The 20,525-nt window shown below is 58.2% G+C and carries 21 protein-coding genes and 1 tRNA gene; 15 read left to right on the forward strand and 7 right to left on the reverse strand.

Annotation, left to right across the window (positions count from 1 at the left end; translation table 11 throughout):
• The first annotated feature begins 55 nt into the window (after nucleotides 1-55).
• The 3 genes from ispG (at nucleotide 56) to prfA (ending at nucleotide 3,645) form a co-directional block, all read left to right on the forward strand.
• Nucleotides 56-1,216 (forward strand): flavodoxin-dependent (E)-4-hydroxy-3-methylbut-2-enyl-diphosphate synthase, encoded by a 1,161-nt coding sequence (gene ispG, locus AB2L51_RS01100; protein WP_166110046.1) that lies wholly within the window; start codon nucleotides 56-58, stop codon nucleotides 1,214-1,216.
• A gap of 123 nt (nucleotides 1,217-1,339) precedes the next feature.
• A complete protein-coding gene (hisS, locus tag AB2L51_RS01105; RefSeq protein WP_395580755.1) occupies nucleotides 1,340-2,590 on the forward strand; it encodes a histidine--tRNA ligase in 1,251 nt (416 codons plus the stop codon).
• Nucleotides 2,587-3,645 carry a peptide chain release factor 1 gene (prfA, locus tag AB2L51_RS01110; RefSeq protein ID WP_395580756.1) on the forward strand — a complete coding sequence of 353 codons (1,059 nt, stop codon included), beginning with the start codon at nucleotides 2,587-2,589 and terminating at the stop codon, nucleotides 3,643-3,645. Before hisS ends, prfA begins: the two co-directional genes overlap by 4 nt.
• Before the next feature lie 5 nt (nucleotides 3,646-3,650).
• Here prfA and AB2L51_RS01115 read toward each other — a convergent pair whose 3' ends face one another.
• Nucleotides 3,651-3,995, reverse strand: coding sequence for a hypothetical protein (locus AB2L51_RS01115; protein ID WP_395580979.1), 345 nt, complete (start codon nucleotides 3,993-3,995; stop codon nucleotides 3,651-3,653).
• Between the two features lie 159 nt (nucleotides 3,996-4,154).
• Here AB2L51_RS01115 and prmC point away from each other — a divergent pair, with 159 nt between their 5' ends.
• Both prmC and AB2L51_RS01125 read left to right on the forward strand, forming a co-directional pair.
• Complete coding sequence (gene prmC / locus AB2L51_RS01120; RefSeq protein WP_395580757.1) at nucleotides 4,155-5,045, forward strand: peptide chain release factor N(5)-glutamine methyltransferase; 891 nt, start codon at nucleotides 4,155-4,157, stop codon at nucleotides 5,043-5,045.
• Between the two features lie 260 nt (nucleotides 5,046-5,305).
• Nucleotides 5,306-5,749: a DUF4167 domain-containing protein gene (locus tag AB2L51_RS01125; protein WP_395580758.1), complete on the forward strand. Its 444-nt coding sequence runs from the start codon at nucleotides 5,306-5,308 to the stop codon at nucleotides 5,747-5,749.
• A 157-nt stretch (nucleotides 5,750-5,906) separates the two neighbouring features.
• Here AB2L51_RS01125 and AB2L51_RS01130 read toward each other — a convergent pair.
• Nucleotides 5,907-5,981 (reverse strand) — tRNA-Met (locus AB2L51_RS01130).
• Nucleotides 5,982-6,077: 96 nt separating this feature from the next.
• Nucleotides 6,078-6,536, reverse strand: coding sequence for an MlaD family protein (locus tag AB2L51_RS01135; RefSeq protein ID WP_395580759.1), 459 nt, complete (start codon nucleotides 6,534-6,536; stop codon nucleotides 6,078-6,080).
• 129 nt (nucleotides 6,537-6,665) lie between these two features.
• On the opposite strand from AB2L51_RS01135, the gene AB2L51_RS01140 reads away from it, so the two are divergent.
• Together AB2L51_RS01140 and AB2L51_RS01145 are read left to right on the forward strand one after the other, a co-directional pair.
• Nucleotides 6,666-7,514, forward strand: a complete 849-nt coding sequence (locus tag AB2L51_RS01140) for an undecaprenyl-diphosphate phosphatase (protein ID WP_395580760.1) — start codon at nucleotides 6,666-6,668, stop codon at nucleotides 7,512-7,514.
• A gap of 12 nt (nucleotides 7,515-7,526) precedes the next feature.
• Nucleotides 7,527-9,071: an APC family permease gene (locus AB2L51_RS01145; RefSeq protein ID WP_395580761.1), complete on the forward strand. Its 1,545-nt coding sequence runs from the start codon at nucleotides 7,527-7,529 to the stop codon at nucleotides 9,069-9,071.
• Here the strand turns inward: AB2L51_RS01145 and AB2L51_RS01150 are convergent.
• Together AB2L51_RS01150 and AB2L51_RS01155 are read right to left on the reverse strand one after the other, a co-directional pair.
• Nucleotides 9,061-10,143, reverse strand: coding sequence for an ATP-grasp domain-containing protein (locus AB2L51_RS01150; RefSeq protein ID WP_395580762.1), 1,083 nt, complete (start codon nucleotides 10,141-10,143; stop codon nucleotides 9,061-9,063). The two genes, AB2L51_RS01145 and AB2L51_RS01150, sit on opposite strands and share 11 nt — an antisense overlap.
• Complete coding sequence (locus AB2L51_RS01155; protein ID WP_395580763.1) at nucleotides 10,140-10,706, reverse strand: DedA family protein; 567 nt, start codon at nucleotides 10,704-10,706, stop codon at nucleotides 10,140-10,142. The genes AB2L51_RS01150 and AB2L51_RS01155 overlap by 4 nt, the downstream gene beginning before the upstream one ends.
• Nucleotides 10,707-10,940: 234 nt before the next feature.
• On the opposite strand from AB2L51_RS01155, the gene AB2L51_RS01160 reads away from it, so the two are divergent.
• Genes AB2L51_RS01160 through AB2L51_RS01195 form a run of 8 tightly spaced genes read left to right on the forward strand, consistent with a single transcriptional unit; the run spans nucleotide 10,941 to nucleotide 18,747 of the window.
• Nucleotides 10,941-11,921, forward strand: a complete 981-nt coding sequence (locus AB2L51_RS01160; RefSeq protein WP_395580764.1) for a lytic murein transglycosylase — start codon at nucleotides 10,941-10,943, stop codon at nucleotides 11,919-11,921.
• Nucleotides 11,918-12,769 (forward strand): septal ring lytic transglycosylase RlpA family protein, encoded by an 852-nt coding sequence (locus AB2L51_RS01165; protein WP_395580765.1) that lies wholly within the window; start codon nucleotides 11,918-11,920, stop codon nucleotides 12,767-12,769. Before AB2L51_RS01160 ends, AB2L51_RS01165 begins: the two co-directional genes overlap by 4 nt.
• Nucleotides 12,770-12,772: 3 nt before the next feature.
• Complete coding sequence (locus AB2L51_RS01170) at nucleotides 12,773-13,993, forward strand: D-alanyl-D-alanine carboxypeptidase family protein (RefSeq protein WP_395580766.1); 1,221 nt, start codon at nucleotides 12,773-12,775, stop codon at nucleotides 13,991-13,993.
• A gap of 3 nt (nucleotides 13,994-13,996) precedes the next feature.
• The gene (gene tmk / locus AB2L51_RS01175) at nucleotides 13,997-14,635 is read left to right on the forward strand and encodes a dTMP kinase (RefSeq protein ID WP_395580767.1); all 639 of its coding nucleotides are present in this window, start codon (nucleotides 13,997-13,999) and stop codon (nucleotides 14,633-14,635) included.
• Entirely contained in the window at nucleotides 14,628-15,587 is a 960-nt protein-coding gene (locus AB2L51_RS01180; protein ID WP_395580768.1) for a DNA polymerase III subunit delta', read from the forward strand. The genes tmk and AB2L51_RS01180 overlap by 8 nt, the downstream gene beginning before the upstream one ends.
• Nucleotides 15,584-17,122: a methionine--tRNA ligase gene (gene metG, locus AB2L51_RS01185; protein ID WP_395580769.1), complete on the forward strand. Its 1,539-nt coding sequence runs from the start codon at nucleotides 15,584-15,586 to the stop codon at nucleotides 17,120-17,122. Before AB2L51_RS01180 ends, metG begins: the two co-directional genes overlap by 4 nt.
• Nucleotides 17,119-17,922 carry a TatD family hydrolase gene (locus AB2L51_RS01190; RefSeq protein ID WP_395580770.1) on the forward strand — a complete coding sequence of 268 codons (804 nt, stop codon included), beginning with the start codon at nucleotides 17,119-17,121 and terminating at the stop codon, nucleotides 17,920-17,922. Before metG ends, AB2L51_RS01190 begins: the two co-directional genes overlap by 4 nt.
• An 18-nt stretch (nucleotides 17,923-17,940) precedes the next feature.
• Complete coding sequence (locus tag AB2L51_RS01195; RefSeq protein WP_395580771.1) at nucleotides 17,941-18,747, forward strand: MBL fold metallo-hydrolase; 807 nt, start codon at nucleotides 17,941-17,943, stop codon at nucleotides 18,745-18,747.
• A 30-nt stretch (nucleotides 18,748-18,777) separates the two neighbouring features.
• Here the strand turns inward: AB2L51_RS01195 and AB2L51_RS01200 are convergent, their stop codons facing one another.
• Nucleotides 18,778-19,656 (reverse strand): universal stress protein, encoded by an 879-nt coding sequence (locus AB2L51_RS01200; RefSeq protein ID WP_395580772.1) that lies wholly within the window; start codon nucleotides 19,654-19,656, stop codon nucleotides 18,778-18,780.
• A gap of 65 nt (nucleotides 19,657-19,721) precedes the next feature.
• Entirely contained in the window at nucleotides 19,722-20,360 is a 639-nt protein-coding gene (gene pdxH / locus AB2L51_RS01205; RefSeq protein ID WP_395580773.1) for a pyridoxamine 5'-phosphate oxidase, read from the reverse strand.
• Nucleotides 20,361-20,525: the final 165 nt, after the last annotated feature.

Here is a 20,525-nt window from a genome sequence, read left to right on the forward strand (position 1 = left end):
GCGCCGAACTGCGGCCAGACCTCCCCCAACTGTCGTTTCGACAAAAGGATGCAAGATGAGCGGCTACCGGCCTTACCAGCATATCGAGCGTCGGAAATCTCGGCAGATCCACGTCGGCAAGGTAGCCGTCGGTGGTGATGCCCCGATTTCCGTCCAGACCATGACCAATACCCTGACCAGCGATGCACAGGCGACCATTGAGCAGATCCGCCGTGCCGAACTGGCTGGGGTGGATATTGTTCGTGTTTCCTGCCCGGATGAGGATAGCACGGCAGCACTGGCGGAAATTGTAAGGGAAGTGAATGTGCCGATCGTGGCCGATATTCACTTCCACTACAAACGCGCCATTGAGGCCGCCAAGGCCGGGGCCGCCTGCCTGCGTATTAACCCGGGCAATATCGGTAGCGCCGAGCGTGTGCGTGAAGTTGTGCAGGCCGCCAAGGATTACGGCTGTTCCATTCGTATCGGCGTGAATGCCGGGTCGTTGGAAAAGCACCTTCTGGAAAAGTACGGTGAACCCAACCCCGAAGCACTGGTGGAAAGCGCGCTCGAACACGCCAAAATTCTGGAAGATCATGACTTCCGTGAATTCAAGATCAGCGTAAAGGCATCGGACGTGTTCATGGCGGTTGCGGCTTACCAGCAACTGGCTGATGCGTGCGATTACCCGCTGCATATTGGCATTACCGAAGCGGGCAGCAAGCGCGCAGGTACGGTCAAGTCCTCCATCGGGCTGGGCAACCTGCTCTGGGCTGGTGTGGGGGATACCATGCGTGTTTCCCTGTCCGCCGCCCCGGAAGAAGAAGTGCTGGTCGGCTGGGATATTCTTAAATCCCTTGGCCTGCGGCATCGTGGGGTTAAAATCATTTCCTGCCCGTCCTGCGCACGTCAGGGCTTTAATGTGGTGGAAACGGTTCAGACTCTTGAAGATCGTCTGGCCCATATCAAAACCCCGCTTACGCTTTCCATCATTGGTTGCGTGGTCAATGGTCCGGGTGAAGCCCTTATGACCGACCTTGGGGTGACCGGGGGTGGTTCGGGCCGCCATATGGTCTATTCCGCTGGCAAGCAGGACCACACAATTGCTGCGGATGACATGATCAACCATGTTGTTGATCTGGTTGAAGAGCGCGTGGCGGCCATTGAGGCAGAAGAAGCCCGCGCAAAGCAGGAAGGGGTAACCCCTGAGCTGCCGGATATGGCGTCCGCCAACTAGGTTCGCCTATCACCCGCCACGCGCTCCGGGCATGTTCGGGGCTGTGGCGGGTTTTTATTTGCCCAATAGACAAAGATCAGGGAGCAGCCCGCAAAGTGCTGCTTCAATCAGGAAAAACAGGCCGTGAGCAGCATTCAGCCCGTAAGAGGAACGCACGATCTTATTGGAGAAGAGCAACGCCGCCATGCGCGCGTGGTCAATACCGCACGCCATATTGCCGGGCTCTATGGGTTTGATGAGTGGTCCACCCCCATTTTTGAAGAAACCCGCGTCTTCTCCCGCTCTTTGGGCGACACATCGGACGTGGTTTCCAAGGAAATGTATTCCTTCAATGACCGCGATGGGGATAGCCTGACCCTGCGGCCAGAAGGTACGGCTGCCGTCTGTCGTGCGCTGGTGACCAACGCGCTTACCCAGTCGCTCCCGCAGAAGGTGTTTTATACAGGGCCGATGTTCCGGCATGAGCGGCCACAAAAAGGACGTTACCGCCAGTTCCACCAGATTGGTGCAGAACTGCTGGGTGCGGCCGAACCTCTGGCCGATGCAGAAGCCATAGCTCTGGGTTATGCCGTGCTTGAAGCACTGGGTGTTGCCCAGTACGTAACGCTTGAGTTGAACACGCTGGGTGATGCAGCCAGCAGGGATGCGTGGCGGCAGGCGCTGGTGACGTATTTTTCCGCCCATAGCGCCAGACTGTCTGAAGATAGCCGCGTCAGGCTTGAAAAAAATCCGCTGCGTATTCTCGACAGCAAAGACCCGAGTGATCGTGAACTCGTGGCCAACGCGCCCCTGATGGAAGACTTCCTGACCCCAGAGGCCCGTATATTCTGGGAGGAACTGCGCCACAGGCTCGACCTTTTCGGCATTGCCTACACAGTTAACCCCGCCATTGTCCGTGGGTTGGATTACTACAACCACACGACGTTTGAATTTGTAACCAACCGCCTTGGCTCGCAGGGTACGGTGCTGGCCGGTGGGCGGTATGATGGTCTGGTCAAGCAGATGGGTGGGCCGGAAGTGCCCGCCATTGGCTGGGCCGCCGGGGTGGAACGCCTTGCCATGCTGCTTGAAGAGGCGCCCCCGGCCCCGCGTTCCGTGGTGCTGATTCCGGTAGGCTCGCCGGATGAAAAAGCCGTGTGCCAGATTTTGCAGGCATTACGCCAGCAGGGCGTGCGGACCGAAATCGGCTACAAGGGTTCGCTGCGTAAACGCATGGAGCGGGCAGGCAAGCAGAACGCAAGCTATGTGCTGTTTCTGGGTGAGGATGAACTGGCCCGTGGTGTGTTCCGTGTCAAAAGCATGGAAACCGGGCAGGAAAACGAAGTGGTGACACAGGCCCTTCTTTCTGATGCGCGGAGCATTTTTGCGGAATGAATCTTGATGAACGGCTGGACCGGATTGCCAGTCGCGCGCTTGAACTGGAAGCGCTTCTGGCAAGTGGCCTGAGTGGGGATGCCTTTACTCAGGCGTCCCGCGAATATGCGGAAATTGAACCGGTTGTAACCTGCATTAACGGCCTGCGTGCAACAGAAAAGGGCATTGCTCAGGCAGAGGCCCTTATGGCCGACCCGGAAATGCAGGAACTGGCGGGCGAAGAACTGGCAGAACTGCGTGAACAGTTGCCAAGGTTGCAGCGCGAAGTGCGGCTGGCACTGCTCCCCAAGGACGTAGCGGACGAACGCAGCGCCATTCTGGAAGTGCGCCCCGCCGCTGGGGGGGATGAAGCAGCCCTGTTTGCGGCTGAATTGTTCGATCTGTACCGGCGGTATGCGGACCTTAAGGGCTGGCGCTTTACCGTTATGGATTATGACGAGAGCGAGCTCGGTGGCCTGCGCTGTGGCATTGCCGAAATTAACGGCAAAAGTGTTTTTGCACGGCTTAAATACGAATCCGGTGTGCACAGGGTGCAGCGCGTTCCCGCAACAGAAGCACAGGGCCGTATTCACACATCCACGGTTACGGTGGCCGTTCTGCCAGAGGCGGAAGAGGTGGACGTGACCATTAACGAAAGCGAACTGCGCATAGACGTTTTTCGGGCGTCAGGGGCTGGTGGGCAGCACGTTAACAAAACTGAAAGTGCGGTGCGGATTACCCATCTGCCGACCAACATTGTTGTGTCCATGCAGGAGGAAAAAAGCCAGCACAAGAACCGCGCCAAGGCGATGAAGATCCTGCGTGCCCGCCTGTATGAGCGTGAGCGCGAGCAGGCTCACGCCAATCGTGCGGCGGACCGGCGCTCTCAGGTTGGTACGGGGGATCGGTCCGAGCGGATACGCACGTATAATTTTCCGCAAGGGCGGGTCACGGACCACCGGATCAACCTGACCCTGTATAAAATTGACCGTGTTATGCTGGGCGAACTGGACGAGTTTGTGGATGCGCTTGCGCAGGAAGAGCAGGCCGCTCTTCTGGCGGATGCGGGGTTCTAGCGTTTTCAGCTAATCGGGGCGGAGCAGACTTCGCCCCGGCCGGGGAGCCGCTCTGCGGCCTCTGGGGCCTGTGGGTCCACCAGAAAGAAGTCCTTAAATCCATCGGACCCCAAAGCATCAAAATGGTGGCCATCGGGGTTGTGCAAAAGACCGCTGCTGCTCACTTCATGCGTTTCTGTCCGGCCATCCGCGGTGCGAATGGTAATTTCCCCGCACAACGTATAGGTGTGGTCCAGACGGCCCAGTGGGGTAGGGATACGCACGGTTTTGTACCGCGTGGCATCATCAAGCCGGAATTCGGATACGAGCTTGCCGTCCAGATAAATGCGTGAGACTTCGGAAATTTCCATGTCAGCTTTTTCATCCGTTACCGTAAATTCGCCAGCCAGAGCCGGGCGCAGGGGCACCGCCACAGCCAGCAGGCTTATGGCGCTCAGCAGCACGGCAGTCGGGAGAGTGAATGAAAAGCGTGAAACGGGCATGGATATTGGGTCAGGTGATTTGTTGAAATGACGCATCCGAGCAAAGCAGAAAAATCCCCACACCACCAGTCTCTACACGACCTGCTGAGCCGTGGTGCGCAACTTTTGCGCGATGCAGGGGTGGAAAATCCCCGGCGGGAAGCACGTCTGCTTTTGCAGCATGCTCTGGGTATAACGCCCGAGGCTCTGCTGGGTCTTTCCCCGCGTGAACAGGTTGCCGCCGAACCATTCTTGGGCTGGGTTGCCCGTCGGGCAAGGCACGAGCCGTTTGCCTATATTACGGGTCGCAAAGGGTTCTGGAGCCTTGATCTGGCGGTATCTCCTGCCTCTCTTGTGCCAAGGGGGGATACGGAAACCCTGATTACCGCCCTGCTGGATGCTTACCCGGACCGCAATGCGCCCTTGTCGTTTCTGGATCTGGGGACGGGGTCCGGCTGCATTCTGCTGGCGGCTCTGGCGGAGTACCAACAGGCTTGGGGGGTGGGGGTGGATGTTCATCCGGCTGCCGCCAGTCTGGCCCATGCCAATGCCCGGCGTTGCAATATGGCCGGTCGTGCGCTGGTTATGGCAGCCCGCTGGGGGGATGCGCTGGCGCCTCAGACCCGTTTTGATGTTGTGTTCAGCAACCCCCCCTACATTCCCACATCAGACCTAGGGGGACTGATGGAGGAGGTCAGGGCGCATGAGCCCGTGCGCGCGCTGGATGGTGGATATGATGGTCTGGACGCCTATCGTGACCTGTGTGCCCGGCTGCCCTTGCTGTTGCGTGACAACGGGATTGGTATCTTTGAAATCGGGATAGGGCAGGAACTGGCCTTGCGGGACATAGCCGGGCAGAACGGGCTGAGTGTTGTGCGTGTGCTGGCCGATCTGGCCGGAATAGCCCGCTGTGTTGTACTGGGCCAGAGGCCGGCATAAACTGGAATACAAAAAAATCGGTTGGCTTTGTGGTTGTGCGTTGTTATTATCCGCAGGCTCAGTCCTGCGGCAGTATTCAGATTAGCCAGATCTGCCACGGTGGATGAGCGGTAAGGGCCTTTCTTCCGGCAATAAAAACAGGTTGCCGCCAAAAGCCCATTCCGAAAAAACAATTCGGCCTTCATTCAGGAACATGCCTTTTGTATCGGACTGTTTCTTCATGCAAAGTGCCATGAACAGGAAAGCGCTGTGACAAACCCATGAATGTAAAACGGATGCGTACCAGACACCATCGCTCCAACGGGAGCGGTGGAGCGTCCAGGCAATTAAATGGCCAGATTCCGATGAACCGGAATCATGTTTTTGACAGTCATGGCCCCGATGTGCGGGTCAGAGGCACAGCACAGCAGCTTTTTGAAAAATATCTCCAGCTCGGCCGTGACGCGACGGGAAGTGGTGACCGCGTGGCGGCTGAAGCCTATTTCCAGCATGCCGAACATTATTTCCGTATTCTGAACGCCATGGCGCAGGCTGCGCAGCAAAACCAGCAGGAACGTGCGGAGCGTCAGACGGCGAGGCAGCAGCGCGTATCATCCAACATGTCCGAGGATGATGAAGACGACCAGACGGAATCCGAGAACGAAGCAATGGCTGAGGTCAAGGACCTGTCGAGCGAACCGCAGCCTGAACTGTCCGAAGGCTGATCCAGCGCGCCGCGACCCTGTATTCGCCCTGTTGACCATGAATGTGGAACAGGGTGGAGCAGGTCCATTCCATGCGAAGAGAGAGGCGCAGGATTAACAGTGCCTGTTTGATCTTTTTGATCAAAAGGTAGATTAATACTTTGATTTTTTGGGAATTTGGTAGCGGCGGAAGGATTTGAACCTCCGACCAAGGGATTATGATTCCCCTGCTCTACCACTGAGCTACGCCGCCATTGGTTGGTGGCGGTTATGTATCCGCTCCTGAGGGGGGCGTCAATCCATCTTGCCAGATTTTTTTGAAAAAACTGATTGGTTGGAGGGAATTGGCTTACTGTCCCAGATTGCCTGCACCAAAAATGTAGTTGCTCACCTGCTGTTCAAGGCTTGAGGGTTCCAATGTGTGGGTCATCATCTGCCCGGAGCGGGCCTGTGTTGTGGCTGTTCCCGGCTCGATCATCAGCGCATTTTCGGAGGAGAGGGTGCCACTGCCGATGGTCAGGGTGCTGTCTGTGGGCAGGTGGAGTGCGCTATCCAGCCGGAAGCGGACAATAGCCATCTGGGAAGTAGGGTCCAGTGTAATGCTGGACACGCGACCGACCTTGACCCCGGCGATATCCACATCCGCTCCACGCGCCAGACCATTGGCCGAAACAAAGCGGGCTGTGAGTTCGTAGGATGATTTGCCCGGTGTTTTCTGGGTATTGATCGCGTACATGCCAAACCCTGTTGCCGCAGCCAGAACCAGAGTGCTGCAAAGAATAGCGCCTATGTGGTTTTGTCGGCTCATGGTTGGCTCAGGCCCTTATCAAAAAGTGTGCTTGCGCAAAAAGTTAAACAGGACGAAATCCTTGCAGCACTTAGGCGCATGGTGCAAGGACAGCAGTAGATAACAGACCGTTTGGAACGCTAAACATACATGTCCCTTTTTCAGGCACTTATCATGGCGCTGCTGCAGGGCGCTACAGAGCTTTTTCCTGTCAGCAGCCTCGGGCATGCCGTTGTCCTGCCGTCATTGCTGCACTGGTCGTATGATCTGCATGACCCGACCTTTCTGCCGTTTCTGGTCATGTTGCACATGGGGACATCCGTCGCCCTGCTGATCTTTTTCTGGCAGGACTGGCTGGCTCTGTGCAAAGGGGCGTTCGGCGCGTTCGGGCACCGTACCCAGTTGGAAAGCCTGCATATCCTGTGGCTGATCTGTCTGGCAACCGTGCCTGCGGTGGTTGTTGGCGGTCTGTTTGAGCACTGGTTGCGCAGTGTGTTTGGCTCTGCATCCTCTGCGGCGCTGTTCCTGTTCCTTAACGGGGTGCTGCTGCTGGTCGTTGAAAAACTGCGGAACCGTGTCGTCCGCAAGGATGTTCGGTATCTGGCCAGCCTGACATCACGCGATGCGCTGTTTATCGGTTTTTTCCAGTGCCTTGCCTTTTTTCCCGGTCTGTCGCGCTCGGGCGCAACCATCTGCGGGGGCCTGCTGCGTGGATTGCACCATGATGCGGCGGCGCGTTTTTCGTTTCTCATGGCCCAGCCGGTCATTATTGCCGCAACAGTGCGCGAAGCATTTAAAATGCGCCACACACCCATTGACCCGGCCCAGATGCATATTGCCCTGCTGGCGGCTGTTGTGTCGGGGGTGACGGCTCTGGCGAGCACGGCTTTTCTGATGCGCTATTTCCGCAAGCATGACAGTTGGGCGATGTCGCCTTTTGCATGGTACTGCATGGTGGTTGGCGGGGCTGCGTTTCTGATCTTCCATTTCGCACGGTAAGTGGTGGGCGGGATGAAACGGGTGCGTGCTTCCCTGCTGCGCAAGTCACTTGCCAGAATAGAGATGGAAAACGGGCAGCAGCGCCTGAAAAAAACGCTGGGACCATTGCAGTTAACCATGCTGGGCGTGGGCTCAACCATTGGTGCGGGCATTTATGTCATGACCGGGACTGCGGCAGCCAATTATGCTGGTCCCTCCATCCTGCTGTCTTTTATTATTGCGGGTATTGCCTGCCTTTTTACGGCTCTGTCCTATGCGGAGCTGGCATCTGTTATGCCGGTATCGGGGTCGGCCTATACCTATGCCTACGTGTCCATGGGGGAAGGGTGGGCATGGGCCGTTGGCTGGCTGCTGTTGATGGAATACGGCATTTCCTGCGCAGGTGTTGCTGCCGGTTTTTCGGGGTACGCTGCCAGTCTGCTGGATGATCTGGGGATGCATGTTCCACCAACTCTGCATACTACAACTCTGGAAGTGGTTTATCAGGGGGCGAACCGGCATATCATGGGCCATTGGCAGTGTGACCTGCTGGGGGCCTTGTCCATTGTGGTTGTGACCGGGCTGCTGGTCGTGGGTGTGCGGGAATCCTTTAAAATCAATTCACTCATTGTGATGCTTAAGGTGGGTGTGCTGGCGGTTTTTGTGGCTCTGGGTGTCTGGCAAATGCACCCGGCCTACTGGACCCCGTTCATTCCTGCGTATCAGGGTGGTTTTCGCTATGGTGTTCCCGGTATTTTTCGGGCGGCGTCCGTTATCTTTTTCGCCTATGTCGGGTTTGAGGCCGTTTCTACCGCAGCGGCCGAAGCCAGAAACCCCAGACGGGATGTGCCGGTCGGTATTGTGCTGTCACTGGTGATCTGCACGGGGGTATATATGGTGGTGGCTGCCGTGCTGATAGGCGTTGTACCATGGCGGACGCTGGATGTGGCAGACCCGCTGGCTATTGCGGTTAATGCCATGCATCAGCCGTGGCTTGCCCTGTTTGTTAAAATTGGCGCGGTCGTTGGCCTGTGTTCGGTACTGATGGGCCTATTATACGCCCAGAGCCGCATTTTTTTTGCCATGGCGGAAGATGGTCTGCTGTTTTCCGTTTTTGCGCGTTTGCACACGCGTTACCATACGCCCTGGCTTGGCAGCATCATGCTGGGGAGTGTGGTGGCTCTGGCGACCGCCGTCCTGCCAATTGATATTATTGGTGATCTGGTCAGTCTGGGAACGGCAACGGCGTTTGGTATTGTCTGTTTTACCGTAATATGGATGCGCAATACGGCCCCTGACTATCAGCGCACCTTTGTTGTGCCTTTTGGCGGGTTTGTGCTGCGCGGCATATGGGTTGGGTATGTGCCGTTGCTGGGCATGGTGTTCTGCGGGTTTATGGTTGCCCCGCTCTGTTGGGAAATGGTGTTGTCCTTTATGGGCGGAGACCCCGTGCCTGCTTTGCTGCTAATGGTTTATGCGCTGTGTGGCTGGGGATGCTACCGCTTTTACGGTCGGCGTCATTCCCGTCTGGCGCAGGAGCATCGGGCCGCGTTGGCGCAGGATGCGCTCAGTCATTAAGCGGGTAGGACGCCAACAGTTTTTTATGTTCGCGCCACAGGCGTAGCCCGTACCACAGGTTTGTGGGCTTCCAGCCTGCGGCCTTGTTTTTGGCGCCTATGCGGTAGCTTTCTCCGTAATGCAGGAACTGTGCTGCATAGGCCTCGCGCAGGGTCGTTCTGGCATCCCAGATATGGATGGCTTCCGCGCCAACACCGTTGATTTCTATGATCTCAAAATTCTCGCCACGGGCGAGGTCTTCCATACTGCGGAATTTCAGATCAATGCGCCCGAAATAAAAGTCGGGGATATCCTGCATGATCTGGTCGATCCGCTGTGTCAGTTCCGGCGTAATGTCGGCTATGCCATTGCGGAAAACCGCCCCTTTGCAGTGATTGCCGGCAAAAACCAGATCAATCCTTTCCCCCGGTTCGGGAATGGTGTGCAGGCGGTGCTGCAGGCGAGGGGTGTAAATATGCAGCACCTTGCTGGTGCGGGCGTCCTGTTTGAGCAGTTCCAGAATGGTGTTCCTGCCATTGCCGATCAGGAAGGGGATATCCTTGTATGTCAGGGAGGTCAGGCGGCCTGTGGGTTCATCCGGGTGGCGGATGTAAAACACTCCGGCTTCATGCGGCCATGTGATCAGTTTTTGAATGACAAGTTCCACATTGCGCGGGAATGACGCACAGACCTGCGCCAGCTCCTCCTGCGTGTGTACCAGCTTGACCCCCGTGCCGTTGCACCCGATGTCGGGTTTGACAACAACAGGGAATGCCAGCCCTCTGGCGTGCATGACCTGCGTGGCCCGTGCCAGATCGTTCTCGCCAGTGGTCAGCGTGGTATATGGCGCAATCCATTGGGTGGCATATGGGCCGGCCATGTCCAGCAGGTCGCTTTTCTTTTCTCCGCACAGGCCACCGGTGGTTATCCGGGGGTTGGCGGCGGTAGGGAGTGTGACATCCCGGTAGCGCAGGCCAAGCAGGATCCAGTAGGCCACAACAGGTGTGTAAAACACCCAGCGTGGCCAGAACTCGAAGAGTGAGAGAGGGTTGGGGTGCTTGTCTTGCTGGGAGGGGGGCATGGGTAAGGTCATATCTTGTGTTTTTGGGTGCGCGCAACAAGCCGCCCCACCAGAATGATGGCCGCCACAAAGCCAGCCACGCCAACCCAGCGCCATGCGCCAAGATGGGCCAGAAGTACTCCCCCCACACGCAGGGAGAGCATAAAGAGTGCCGTTGTCCACAGCAGGGTGGCACAGAAGGTGGCTGCCGTAAAAACAGCCAGTCCGGCCCGGAAAAAACCGCAGGCCGTGTAAAGGGGCAGGCGTGTGCCCGGAATAAACCGGCTGACAAACACAACGACAAACAGGTTTCTGCTCAGCCATGCCTGCTGCGTCCGGGCGGAGGGAATGTTAACCCAGCGTCGTGCGGGTGGCCATTTGGCGGCCAGCGCGCCCAGAGCGTAAAGGCCCACATCGCCCAGAACAATGCCCGTGTACAGGGCGCTCAGGGCAACGGGAATACTGATCGTGTGGAGATGAACCTGAATGGCCGTAATGACGGTTGCCGCGTCCTCCAGCACAAAAGTTGCCAGAATAACAATCAGAACCTGCAGAAGAGGTTGTGTGGCCGTCAGTTCCAGAAAATGGTCAAGCACAGCGGAGCCTGCTCTCCAACACGGTAGATATGGTCTGGTTTATACGCAGGACCTGCGGCAACAGGCTCTTTTACGCGGCGCATGTCAAGTTTTTGGAAGATGCAGATAAAAACTGGCATTGCATATGGTTAGCCGGAGTTCCTGCGTGGATTAAAGCGGACAGCACGGCCTGACAGATATGCAAAAGCAGGATAGTGTGTTTGCCTGTGTCGTCTGCAAAGCGGGTCGTGCCTCATGTTACGTAGAAAACTTTTACTTGGTGGTGGGGCTTTGCTGGTGGCCTCACCTGTTTGTGTGCGTCATGCCGCGCAGGGGGCGACTGGCAGCTATGCCGCATTTCTGGCCGGGGTCAGGCGGGAGGCTGTGGGGCAGGGTGTTTCTGCTTCCGTGGTTGCGCAGGCACTGGCACCGTTGCATGGCCCTAACCCCAAGGTCTTGCAGGCGGACAGGCACCAGCCGGAATTCACCCTGACATGGGCGCAGTACAAAGACCGTGTTCTGAGCGAGAAAAAACTGAATGATGGCCTGACCGCCATTCAGCAGCGCACGGACCTGCTGGGGCGGATCAGCGGGCTTTATGGTGTTGCTCAGGGTGCTATTGCGGGCATATGGGGGCTGGAATCCGCATATGGCACCCGCATGGGTACGTTCTCGGTGATCGATGCGCTGGCAACGCTGGCGTATGATGGCCGACGCGCCAGTTTTTTCCGCACGGAACTGCTCAAGGCGCTTCATGTGGTGGAACAGGCCGGGGTTGCCCCTACCCATATGCTTGGCAGTTATGCGGGGGCCATGGGGCAACCGCAGTTCATGCCCAGCGCCTATATGCGTTACGCGGCCAGTTACCCCGCAGGTGGGCGGGCGGATATCTGGCATAATGAGGGCGATGTATTTGCCTCCATCGCCAACTATCTGGCCGGATGTGGCTGGCAGGCCGGACAGCCATGGGGGGAGGGCGTTGTACTGCCTGATACTCTGGAGCAGTCCCTTCTTGGCCGCAATCACGTAAGACCGCTTGCATGGTGGGAGCAGCACGGAGTAAGGCCCCGTGCTGGGGAGTTTGGTGCCTCCGTGCAGGAAGGGGCGGTGATCCGCCCCGATGGGCCGGGGGGCGAGGCCTTTATTGTTTACCACAATTTCAACGTGATCCGACGGTACAATCCATCAGATTTTTATGCATTGGCCGTAGGGCTTCTGGGTGATGCCATAACGTGAAAAAAGTCGTTTTCTGGGGCTGTCTGCTGCTGGCGTCGTGTTCTCCAGCACCCACACCCCATCCGGATGTGCATTATACGGTTGGGGCTGCGTGGCATGTGCCGGGCCAATGGTTTTACCCGCGGGAGGAGTTTGCCTGGCAGGGAACAGGCCTTGCCGTACGTCAGGATGGGCGTGAGGGAGAACTGACCGCCGATGGCGAGGTACGCAGCATGGCTACCATGACGGCCAGCCATCCCACGCTCCAGTTGCCTGCCATTGTTACCGTGACCAATCTGGAAAACGGACGGCAGGTGCGTGTAAGGGTAAACGACCGTGGCCCTGCGCAAATGGGTCGCGCACTGGCTTTGTCCACGCAGGCGGCCAATCTGCTTGGCATGGGTGCGGGGCCAGCACAGGTCCGGATTGTGGAGGATGAGGTCGCCAGCCGTCAGTTGGCAGAGACCCTGCCCGGAGGGGTCGCCCTGCAAATTGAAGCAGCACCCCGGGAGCAGGTTGTTCAGTCCAGTCTTGGCGGGAGTGGTGGCGTTTCGGTCGTGGCGGTTGGTGGTGGGGCGGAGAGTGCTCCTGCATCCACAGGTGTGCGGTTGCCTGATCTTCCGGTGGCCTATGCGCAGGGTTATGCGGCTCCGGGCATGCTTTGGATAGAGACCATGGATTTTACGTCCCGCTCCGCTGCCGTCATGCAGGCTGGTGGCCATGGTGGTGTGGTCAGGCCCGTTATGTCTGGTCAAAGCACGATGTGGGCTGTCCGGCAGGGACCGTTTGCGACTATAAGTGCCGCCGACGCGGCCCTTAAACGGGCATTGGCTAATGGTTTTAATGGTTCTCACATCGTCGTCGAATAGGGAATGACTTTGCAGACTCGACGGTTTTTACTTGCAGGGGGCGCAGCCCTTTTTTCTGGTGGTTTTGCTGGGGGTGCGGTGGCGCGCCCCAGGCACAAACCTGCCCCTTCAGCCGCGCCTGAGGCGCCCGCAGCCACCGGAGGTACGGTGCCTGAAACACCGGCGACCACGCCCGTAGGGCCGGTGGATACAATGGCGCGCTGGGCCTGTATTCTGGATTACGGCAGCGGTGCTGCGGTGCTGGAAAAAAATGCGGATGAGCGCATGCCGCCCTCGTCCCTGACCAAGATGATGACGGCCTATGTCACATTTGGCATGCTGCGTGCAGGGCGGCTCAAGCTTGACCAGATGCTGCCGGTCAGCGAGCGCGCGTGGCGCATGCAGGGGTCCAAAATGTTCGTCCCTCTGGGGCAGAGCGTTGCTGTGCAGGACCTTGTTCAGGGTATGATTATCCAGTCCGGCAATGACGCGTGTATTGTGCTCGCTGAAGGGATTTCCGGTTCTCAGGAGCAGTTTGTCACGCTGATGAACGATACGGCCGCCAAGCTGGGGCTGACCAATTCGCACTTCATGAATGCAACGGGCTGGCCTGCGGATAATCACTATATGTCCGCGCGGGATGTGGCGTATCTTGCTTTGCGTCTGATCCATGATTTTCCCGAATATTACCATTTCTTTTCGGAAAAAGAGTTCGTTTTCAACAAGATACATCAGGAAAACCGCAATAGTCTGGTGGTCAAGGGGCTGGCCGATGGGCTGAAGACCGGCCACACGGATGCTGGTGGGTTTGGCCTGTGCGCCTCTTCCGAGCGGGATGGGCGGCGTGTTGTCATGGCCATTAACGGCCTGCCGAGTGATGGCGCACGCGGGCGTGAAGGTGAGCGCCTGATGGGCTGGGCATTTGCGAATTTTGAAACGGCCCAGATCATCAACAAAGGTGAGATCGTAGAGCAGGCACCCGTCTGGATGGGGGTGAGCCAGACCGTGCCGCTGGTTGCTGCTCAGGAGTTCAGGATGCTGCTGCCTCATGGCTGGAAAAACAGCACGCACGTCGCCATAGACTACGACAGCCCACTTATTGCACCTGTGAGCGAAGGGCAGGTTGTAGGGCAGTTGAGCGTGGTTCTGCCCGGCGGCAGAAAAGCCAGTATTCCACTTGTGGCAGGGCAGGCGGTGCCTGCTCTTGGCCTGCTCGGCCGGGCAGCCCGACGGCTGCACCTCTAAGCCATGCAGTCTGGCCTGTTCATAACGCTTGAGGGCGGGGAGGGCGTTGGCAAGTCCACGCAGCTCCGCCTGCTCAGGGATGCCCTGCAATCGCACGGGTACAGGGTGCTGGCTACGCGGGAGCCCGGCGGGTCAGCGGGCGCGGAAGACCTGCGGCAGTTGCTGCTGTTTGGCAAAAACCCTCTTTCCCTTCGTGCCGAGATACTGACGCATTTTGCCGCACGGTTTGACCATGTGGATACGGTTATCCGCCCTGCTCTGGCAGAAGGGCAGATTGTGCTGTGTGACCGTTTTACGGACTCGACCATGGCGTATCAGGGCTATGGCCGGGCGGAGGGGCAGCCTGCCATTCTGGACCTGATTGCCGCGTTGCAGGCCCAGTTGGGGCTGATGCCGGATATGACCTTTCTGCTGCAGGCACCAAGGGAGATCACGCGGCAGAGGCTGGCCGTGCGCGGAGTACCCACAGACCGTTACGAAAAGGCAGATGAAGCCTTCCACGCCCGTATTGCCGCAGGGTTTATGAAAATAGCGGACCAGCAGCCCGGGCGTGTAAAGTGCATTACAACTGCTAAGCATAGTCAGGAAGCCGTGAGCAGTCTGATCATGAAGGAAATTTTGCCCCGATTGCCCCATGTCTGATGCGTCTGCCCTGTCCCCCCGCATAGCTTCGCTTCAGTTGCAGGGGCATGGGGCTGAACTGGCATTGTTCAGGGATTCTCTTGCCAAAGGCCGTATGCCCCATGCCTGGCTGGTAAGTGGGCCGCCCGGTGTTGGCAAGGCCACGTTTGCTTTTACTCTGGCCCGTATCCTGCTGGGGGGTATGGAAGCGGACAATCCGGTTGCCCGGCGTATTTCTGCCGCCAGTCATGCCGATCTGCTGGTGGTGGAACGTGGGTATGATGAAAAAAAACAGCGTTACCGGCAGGAAATTGTTGCCGATGATGTGCGTCCGATTAACGCCTTCTTGCGCCGGACCGCAGCCGAAGGGGGCTGGCGTGTCGTTATTGTGGATGGCGCGGAATGGATGAACCGCAGCGCGGCTAACGCCGTGCTGAAAATTCTGGAGGAACCCCCGCCCGCCACCGTGCTGATACTGACCAGTTCCGCACCGGGTCGGCTGTTGCCAACCATCCGCAGTCGTTGCCGCAGGCTTGAGCTTTCCCCCCTGCCAGATGCGGCGATGCAGCGTGTGCTCCATCTTTTGCGGCCGGACCTGCCTACGCAGGATTTTGTACGGATTGTGCAACAATCCCATGGAGCGCCGGGTAAGGCTGTGGCATTGTTGGCAGACACAGGCGGTAGCATGACCGCTCTGGTTGCCGAGGTGCTGCAAGGAGTACCTCCACTGCGGGGTTACGAAATTGCAGAGGCCGTTTTACGCAAGGATGAGGGCTTTGGCCTTTTCTTTGCCCTGTTGGCGGACCAGTTGCAAAGCATGGCGCGTCAGGCCGCAAAGGCAGGAAACCGCCAGTGTATGGCCCTTGCTGCGGCATGGGAGCAGATTATGCGCGTTCATACCGAGACGGAACGCTTTAATCTGGATAAACAGGAAGCCCTAATTGAAGCCATGACGATTGCGAGCCCAGAATGACCCGTCGTTTCTATGTGACCACCCCCATTTATTACGTGAACGGAGCACCGCATATCGGCCACGCCTACACGTCCATTGCAGCGGATGTTATGGCGCGTTTTCATCGTCTGGCGGGGGATGATGTCTTTTTTCTGACGGGTACGGATGAACACGGGCAAAAAGTGGAGCAGGCCGCGCAGGCGGCAGGTGTTGCCCCCAAGGAGTTTGTGGATAACGTTTCGGCCAACTTCCGCGCCATGGCCGATGCCATGGCCATTTCCTACGATGATTTTATCCGCACGACCGAGCCCCGGCACATTGCCAGCGCGCAGGCCCTGTGGCGCAAGGTTGCGGATAACGGCGCCATTTATCTGGATGCGTACGAGGGCTGGTACGCCCTGCGCGATGAATGTTTTTATGGTGAAGACGAACTGGTCGCAGGGCCGGACGGCAAAAAGGTCGCTCCCACCGGTGCGCCGGTAGAGTGGGTCAAGGAGCCATCCTACTTCTTCCGTCTGTCCGATTATCAGGACCGTCTGCTGGAACTGTATGAGCAGCACCCCGAGTTTCTGGGCCCGCATGGCGCACGTAACGAGATTATCAGCTTTGTCAAACAGGGCCTGCGTAACCTGTCCATCAGCCGCACGAGCTTTAAATGGGGTATCCCCGTTCCCGGTGATGAGCAGCACGTCATGTATGTGTGGTTTGATGCGCTGGCCAATTACCTGAGTGCGCTGGGCTACCCGGATGCAGATGCCCCACGCATGGCGTACTGGCCTGCCAGCCTGCACCTTGTGGGTAAGGATATTGCACGCTTTCATGCCATTTACTGGCCTGCCTTCCTTATGGCTGCGGGGATTGATCTGCCCAGAAAGATTTTTGCCAACGGCTGGTGGACCATTGAAGGCCAGAAGATGAGCAAGTCTTTGGGCAACGTGGTGGACCCCAGGGAACTGGTTGCAGAGTTCGGGCTGGATGCGGTTCGCTTTTTTGTGCTGCGGGAAGTTCCCTTTGGTGGGGATAGCGATCTGTCCCGCAAGGCGCTGATCACACGCAATAATGTGGAACTTGCCAACGATCTGGGCAATCTGGCGCAACGGACTCTCTCTCTGGTCGCGCGTAACTGTGGCGGTATTCTGCCAGAACGCCGGACCCTGACGGAAGAAGATGAAAAGCTTCTGGGTCAGGTTGTGGTTCTGCCGCAGTTGCTGGCCGCACAGTTTGAGCGGTGTGCGCTCACCGATGCGCTGGAAGATGTGTGGAAGGTCATTCGCGCCTGTAACGCCTATATCGACCATCAGGCCCCATGGGCGCTGCGCAAGACCGATGTGGAGCGCATGGCGGACGTATTGCGCGTTCTGCTGGATGCGCTGCGCGGAATTGCCACCATGCTCCAGCCCTTTATGCCGGACAGCATGGCCCGTATGCTCGACCAGCTTGGTGTGACGCAGGACGAACGGACATTCGCAGCCCTTGAGGTTGCTTTGCCCGGCGGTCGGCAACTGCCCGCGCCGCAGGGCATCTTCCCCCGCTATGTTGAGCCGGAACAGTCATGACCGATGTCATCACGCCTGGGCTGATCGACTCCCATTGCCATCTTGATCATTTTTCGGACGCGGAGCTGCCAGCCCTGCTTGATGCCGCCCAAGAGGCTGGGCTGGGCGGCATGGTCACCATTGGCACACGCCTGTCCAATGCGGGTGAGCAGAAGCGGCTCACACAGTTCGCCCGCCCGGATATGCGGATATGGTGCACCATTGGCACACACCCCGACCATGTGGAAGAAGCCCCGGTACCGCAGGTGCAGGATATTATAGCACTGGCCGATACGCCCGAAGTGATTGGCATAGGAGAGACTGGGCTGGACTACTTCCATGGGCAGGAAGGTGTTCGTCCTCTCCAGCAGGAGAGCTTTCGCAGGCATATTCAGGCTGCCCGTGCGCTGGAAATTCCCGTTATCATCCATGCGCGGCAGGCTGATGCGGATGTGGTAGCCATTTTGGAGGATGAGAGCGCTCAGGGTGCTTTTCCCATCCTGCTCCACTGTTTTGCCTCTGGCCCCGAACTGGCCAGCCGGGTAGTGGCCCTTGGTGGGTATGTCAGTTTTTCCGGCATTGCGACTTTTCCCAAATGTGAGGAAATCCGCAGCGTTGCGCGTGACCTGCCCATAGAGCGTATTCTGGTGGAAACAGATGCCCCCTATCTGGCTCCCGTGCCCCAGCGGGGTAAACGGAACCAGCCCGCTTTTGTAGCGCATACGGCGCGCCGCATTGCGCAGGAACGGGGGCTGGACGTAGCCGCATTTGCCGAGCAGACAACGCGGAACTTCCACAGGTTGTTTCGCAAGGTGCGTTAAAGCGGGGGGAAGCCGGGTATGAAGGTCAGTGTGCTTGGGTGTGGTGGGTCATCCGGCGTGCCTGCCCTTGGTGGGCCGGACGGGCATGGCCAGTGGGGTGCGTGCGACCCGGCAGAACCTCGCAACAGGCGCAGCCGTGCATCCATTTTTTTGCGAATGGAAGATGGGTGCGGCGTTCTGGTCGATACCGGGCCAGACCTGCGCGCCCAGTTGCTTGCACACGGTATTAGCGCGTTCGGGAACGTGATTTACACCCATGCCCATGCGGACCATGTTTCCGGTCTGGACGAGTTAAGGGGCATTAACCGCCAGATTGGCAAGGCCATTACCGCGTATGGTACCGCCGAGGTGCTGGGAGAGTTGCAGGAGCGGTTTGGCTATGTTTTCAAGCCTCATACGTCGCCGCATTTTTTTCGGGCGACACTGGATGCCCACCCTGTTCCGTGGGGGCAGCATATAAATATTGGCGGGTACGCCTTTACCCTGTTCGAGCAGAACCACGGTTATGTCACGTCCACGGGGGTGCGGTGCGGGGCGTTTGCCTACAGTACGGATGTGGTGGAATTGCCAGAACCATCTGTGGCGTGCCTGCGCGGTGTCCATACATGGATGGTGGACTGTTTTCAAAAAACGCCACATGGCGCACATGCTTGGCTCGACCGGGTGCTGGAATGGAAAGCCCTGATCCAGCCAGAGCGCGTTATTCTGACCCATATGGGGGCGGAAATGGACTGGGGCTGGATGCGTGAGCACCTGCCTCCGGGGGTGGAGGCCGCATGGGACGGCATGAGCTTTGAACTCCCTGACCCTCCCCGCGCCGGGTGAGGAGGGACGGGCATTTTACACAAGAGCGGCCTAGCGGCTCATCAGCACCGTAATGTCAGCATTTTCCAGCACATGGCGGGTAACACCACCTAGAATAAGCTGGCGCAGGCGGGAGTGTGAGTAAGCGCCCATGGCCAGCATGTCAGCCTCGAACTCCCGGCAGGCTGCGAGCAGCCCTTTCCCGACATCACGCTCAACGGGCTGAAACTCGGCCGTATCCGCCTTGATGCTGTGGGCGGCCAGATATTCCACCACGTCTTTTGCGCTGGGACCACGGCGCTGGTAGTCCCCGCAGTGCAGCACCCGCACGGCTTCAGCCGTTTGTGCCCAGGCCAGTGCGCCACGCAGGGCCGAGGAAGACTCGGCCGTGCCATTCCAGCCAATACAGACACGCCTGATCAGCCCGACCGGTACGGTGCGGGGGGCCATCACCACGGGGCGTCCGCTGTCAAACAGAACAGCATGGAGTGTTTCGGAGGAGGAGACTTCATCACCGGAATTGGGGTGGGGCACCAGAGTAAAGTCTGACAGGCGGGCCTGTGCGGGAATAATTTCGCTTTCCGCGCCACGGATAACGGTAAAGCTGATGCTGGGAGTCGCATCCGGATAGGGGCTGTGTAGCGGGACAATCTTTATGTCAGGGTTGGCGGCGGTGTAACGTTCGAACAATGTGTGCACGTCGTGGGCATGGCGCGCACTCTCATGGTCAGCCGAGCGCATCAGGTCTTCCACCATGGCGCCGGACATGCCCTCCCCGGCCAAAGGAGCAATGTCACGCCCGTCGGGGCGTACGTGCAGGACAGCAAGGTGCGCGCCAAAACGGCGGGCAAAATTGCCTCCACGCACCAGAGCGGCCTCGGCATTGGAGGTGCTGGGGAGTGGAAGCAGAATTTTGCGGACGTCTTTCATTGTGTCGCTCCTTTAAATATCTGTGCGCGTGGTGCGCTGAAAGGGGAAAGAGAGTGCGTGATCGCTTATGGATATAACCGCGTTACGTCCCATCCGTTCCCATGGTGTTCCCATATGGCCCGATCATGCAGGCGGTATGGGCGTTCCTGCCAGAATTCAAAATGCTGCGGGCTGACCCGGTAGCCCGACCAGTTTTTGGGGCGGGGAATGGGGCCGCTGCCATATTCTTTTTCCGCGTTTTTCAGGCGCTGTTCAAAAATATCGCGGTCGGCCAGCGGGCAGGACTGGTCGGAGGCAATGGCCCCTAGCTGGGACATGCGGCTTCGACTCGCAAAATAGGCGTCAGCTTCTTCGGAAGAAACGGGCGTTATGTCGCCTTCGATTCGGATCTGGCGGCGCAGGCTTTTCCAGTGGAACAGCAGGGCCGCGCAGGGATTGGCTTCAAGCTCGCGCCCCTTGCGGCTGAACATGTTAGTGTAAAAAACAAAGCCCCTGCGGTCATGCCCCTTGAGCAGAACAATCCGTGCGGAGGGGCGGCCATCGGCTGTGGCCGTGGCGAGCACCAAGGCGTTGGGGTCACAGGGTTCCGTTTTTTCTGCGTCGTGCATCCATGCATCAAAGAGTGTAAACGGGTCTGCACTCAGGTCGATCAGAGGGTAATCAACAAAAGGGACAGTGGGGGCGGCGGGGTCTGTTTCCGGCATGGTTCGGACTCTTGTCTAAATGTCATGGAAAGGGGCGGCGCTTGCTTTCCTGTGTGATTCCATACTCCCGCCAGATACGAGTTTAAAGCGTGTCCATGCGTGTTAGGGCTTGTTTCACGCGCCGGTGTATGCGACCACCCCTACAGAAAACCCAGAATTTTTTCC

It is taken from the genome of Acetobacter fabarum (genome assembly GCF_040702925.2).
In the GTDB taxonomy this organism is placed as follows: domain Bacteria; phylum Pseudomonadota; class Alphaproteobacteria; order Acetobacterales; family Acetobacteraceae; genus Acetobacter; species Acetobacter fabarum_B.

Bases quoted from the DNA above. Each gene is read 5' to 3' on its own strand.
- AB2L51_RS01190 (WP_395580770.1), top strand. From the start codon at position 17,119: ATGACCGATGTCATCACGCCTGGGCTGATCGACTCCCATTGCCATCTT.
- metG (WP_395580769.1), top strand. From the start codon at position 15,584: ATGACCCGTCGTTTCTATGTGACCACCCCCATTTATTACGTGAACGGA.
- AB2L51_RS01115 (WP_395580979.1), bottom strand. From the start codon at position 3,995: ATGGAAATTTCCGAAGTCTCACGCATTTATCTGGACGGCAAGCTCGTA.
- AB2L51_RS01150 (WP_395580762.1), bottom strand. From the start codon at position 10,143: ATGACCTTACCCATGCCCCCCTCCCAGCAAGACAAGCACCCCAACCCT.
- ispG (WP_166110046.1), top strand. From the start codon at position 56: ATGAGCGGCTACCGGCCTTACCAGCATATCGAGCGTCGGAAATCTCGG.
- AB2L51_RS01160 (WP_395580764.1), top strand. From the start codon at position 10,941: ATGTTACGTAGAAAACTTTTACTTGGTGGTGGGGCTTTGCTGGTGGCC.
- AB2L51_RS01200 (WP_395580772.1), bottom strand. From the start codon at position 19,656: ATGAAAGACGTCCGCAAAATTCTGCTTCCACTCCCCAGCACCTCCAAT.
- AB2L51_RS01140 (WP_395580760.1), top strand. From the start codon at position 6,666: ATGTCCCTTTTTCAGGCACTTATCATGGCGCTGCTGCAGGGCGCTACA.
- AB2L51_RS01125 (WP_395580758.1), top strand. From the start codon at position 5,306: ATGAATGTAAAACGGATGCGTACCAGACACCATCGCTCCAACGGGAGC.
- prmC (WP_395580757.1), top strand. From the start codon at position 4,155: ATGACGCATCCGAGCAAAGCAGAAAAATCCCCACACCACCAGTCTCTA.
- AB2L51_RS01145 (WP_395580761.1), top strand. From the start codon at position 7,527: ATGAAACGGGTGCGTGCTTCCCTGCTGCGCAAGTCACTTGCCAGAATA.
- pdxH (WP_395580773.1), bottom strand. From the start codon at position 20,360: ATGCCGGAAACAGACCCCGCCGCCCCCACTGTCCCTTTTGTTGATTAC.
- AB2L51_RS01135 (WP_395580759.1), bottom strand. From the start codon at position 6,536: ATGAGCCGACAAAACCACATAGGCGCTATTCTTTGCAGCACTCTGGTT.
- prfA (WP_395580756.1), top strand. From the start codon at position 2,587: ATGAATCTTGATGAACGGCTGGACCGGATTGCCAGTCGCGCGCTTGAA.
- AB2L51_RS01170 (WP_395580766.1), top strand. From the start codon at position 12,773: ATGACTTTGCAGACTCGACGGTTTTTACTTGCAGGGGGCGCAGCCCTT.
- tmk (WP_395580767.1), top strand. From the start codon at position 13,997: ATGCAGTCTGGCCTGTTCATAACGCTTGAGGGCGGGGAGGGCGTTGGC.
- AB2L51_RS01195 (WP_395580771.1), top strand. From the start codon at position 17,941: ATGAAGGTCAGTGTGCTTGGGTGTGGTGGGTCATCCGGCGTGCCTGCC.
- AB2L51_RS01180 (WP_395580768.1), top strand. From the start codon at position 14,628: ATGTCTGATGCGTCTGCCCTGTCCCCCCGCATAGCTTCGCTTCAGTTG.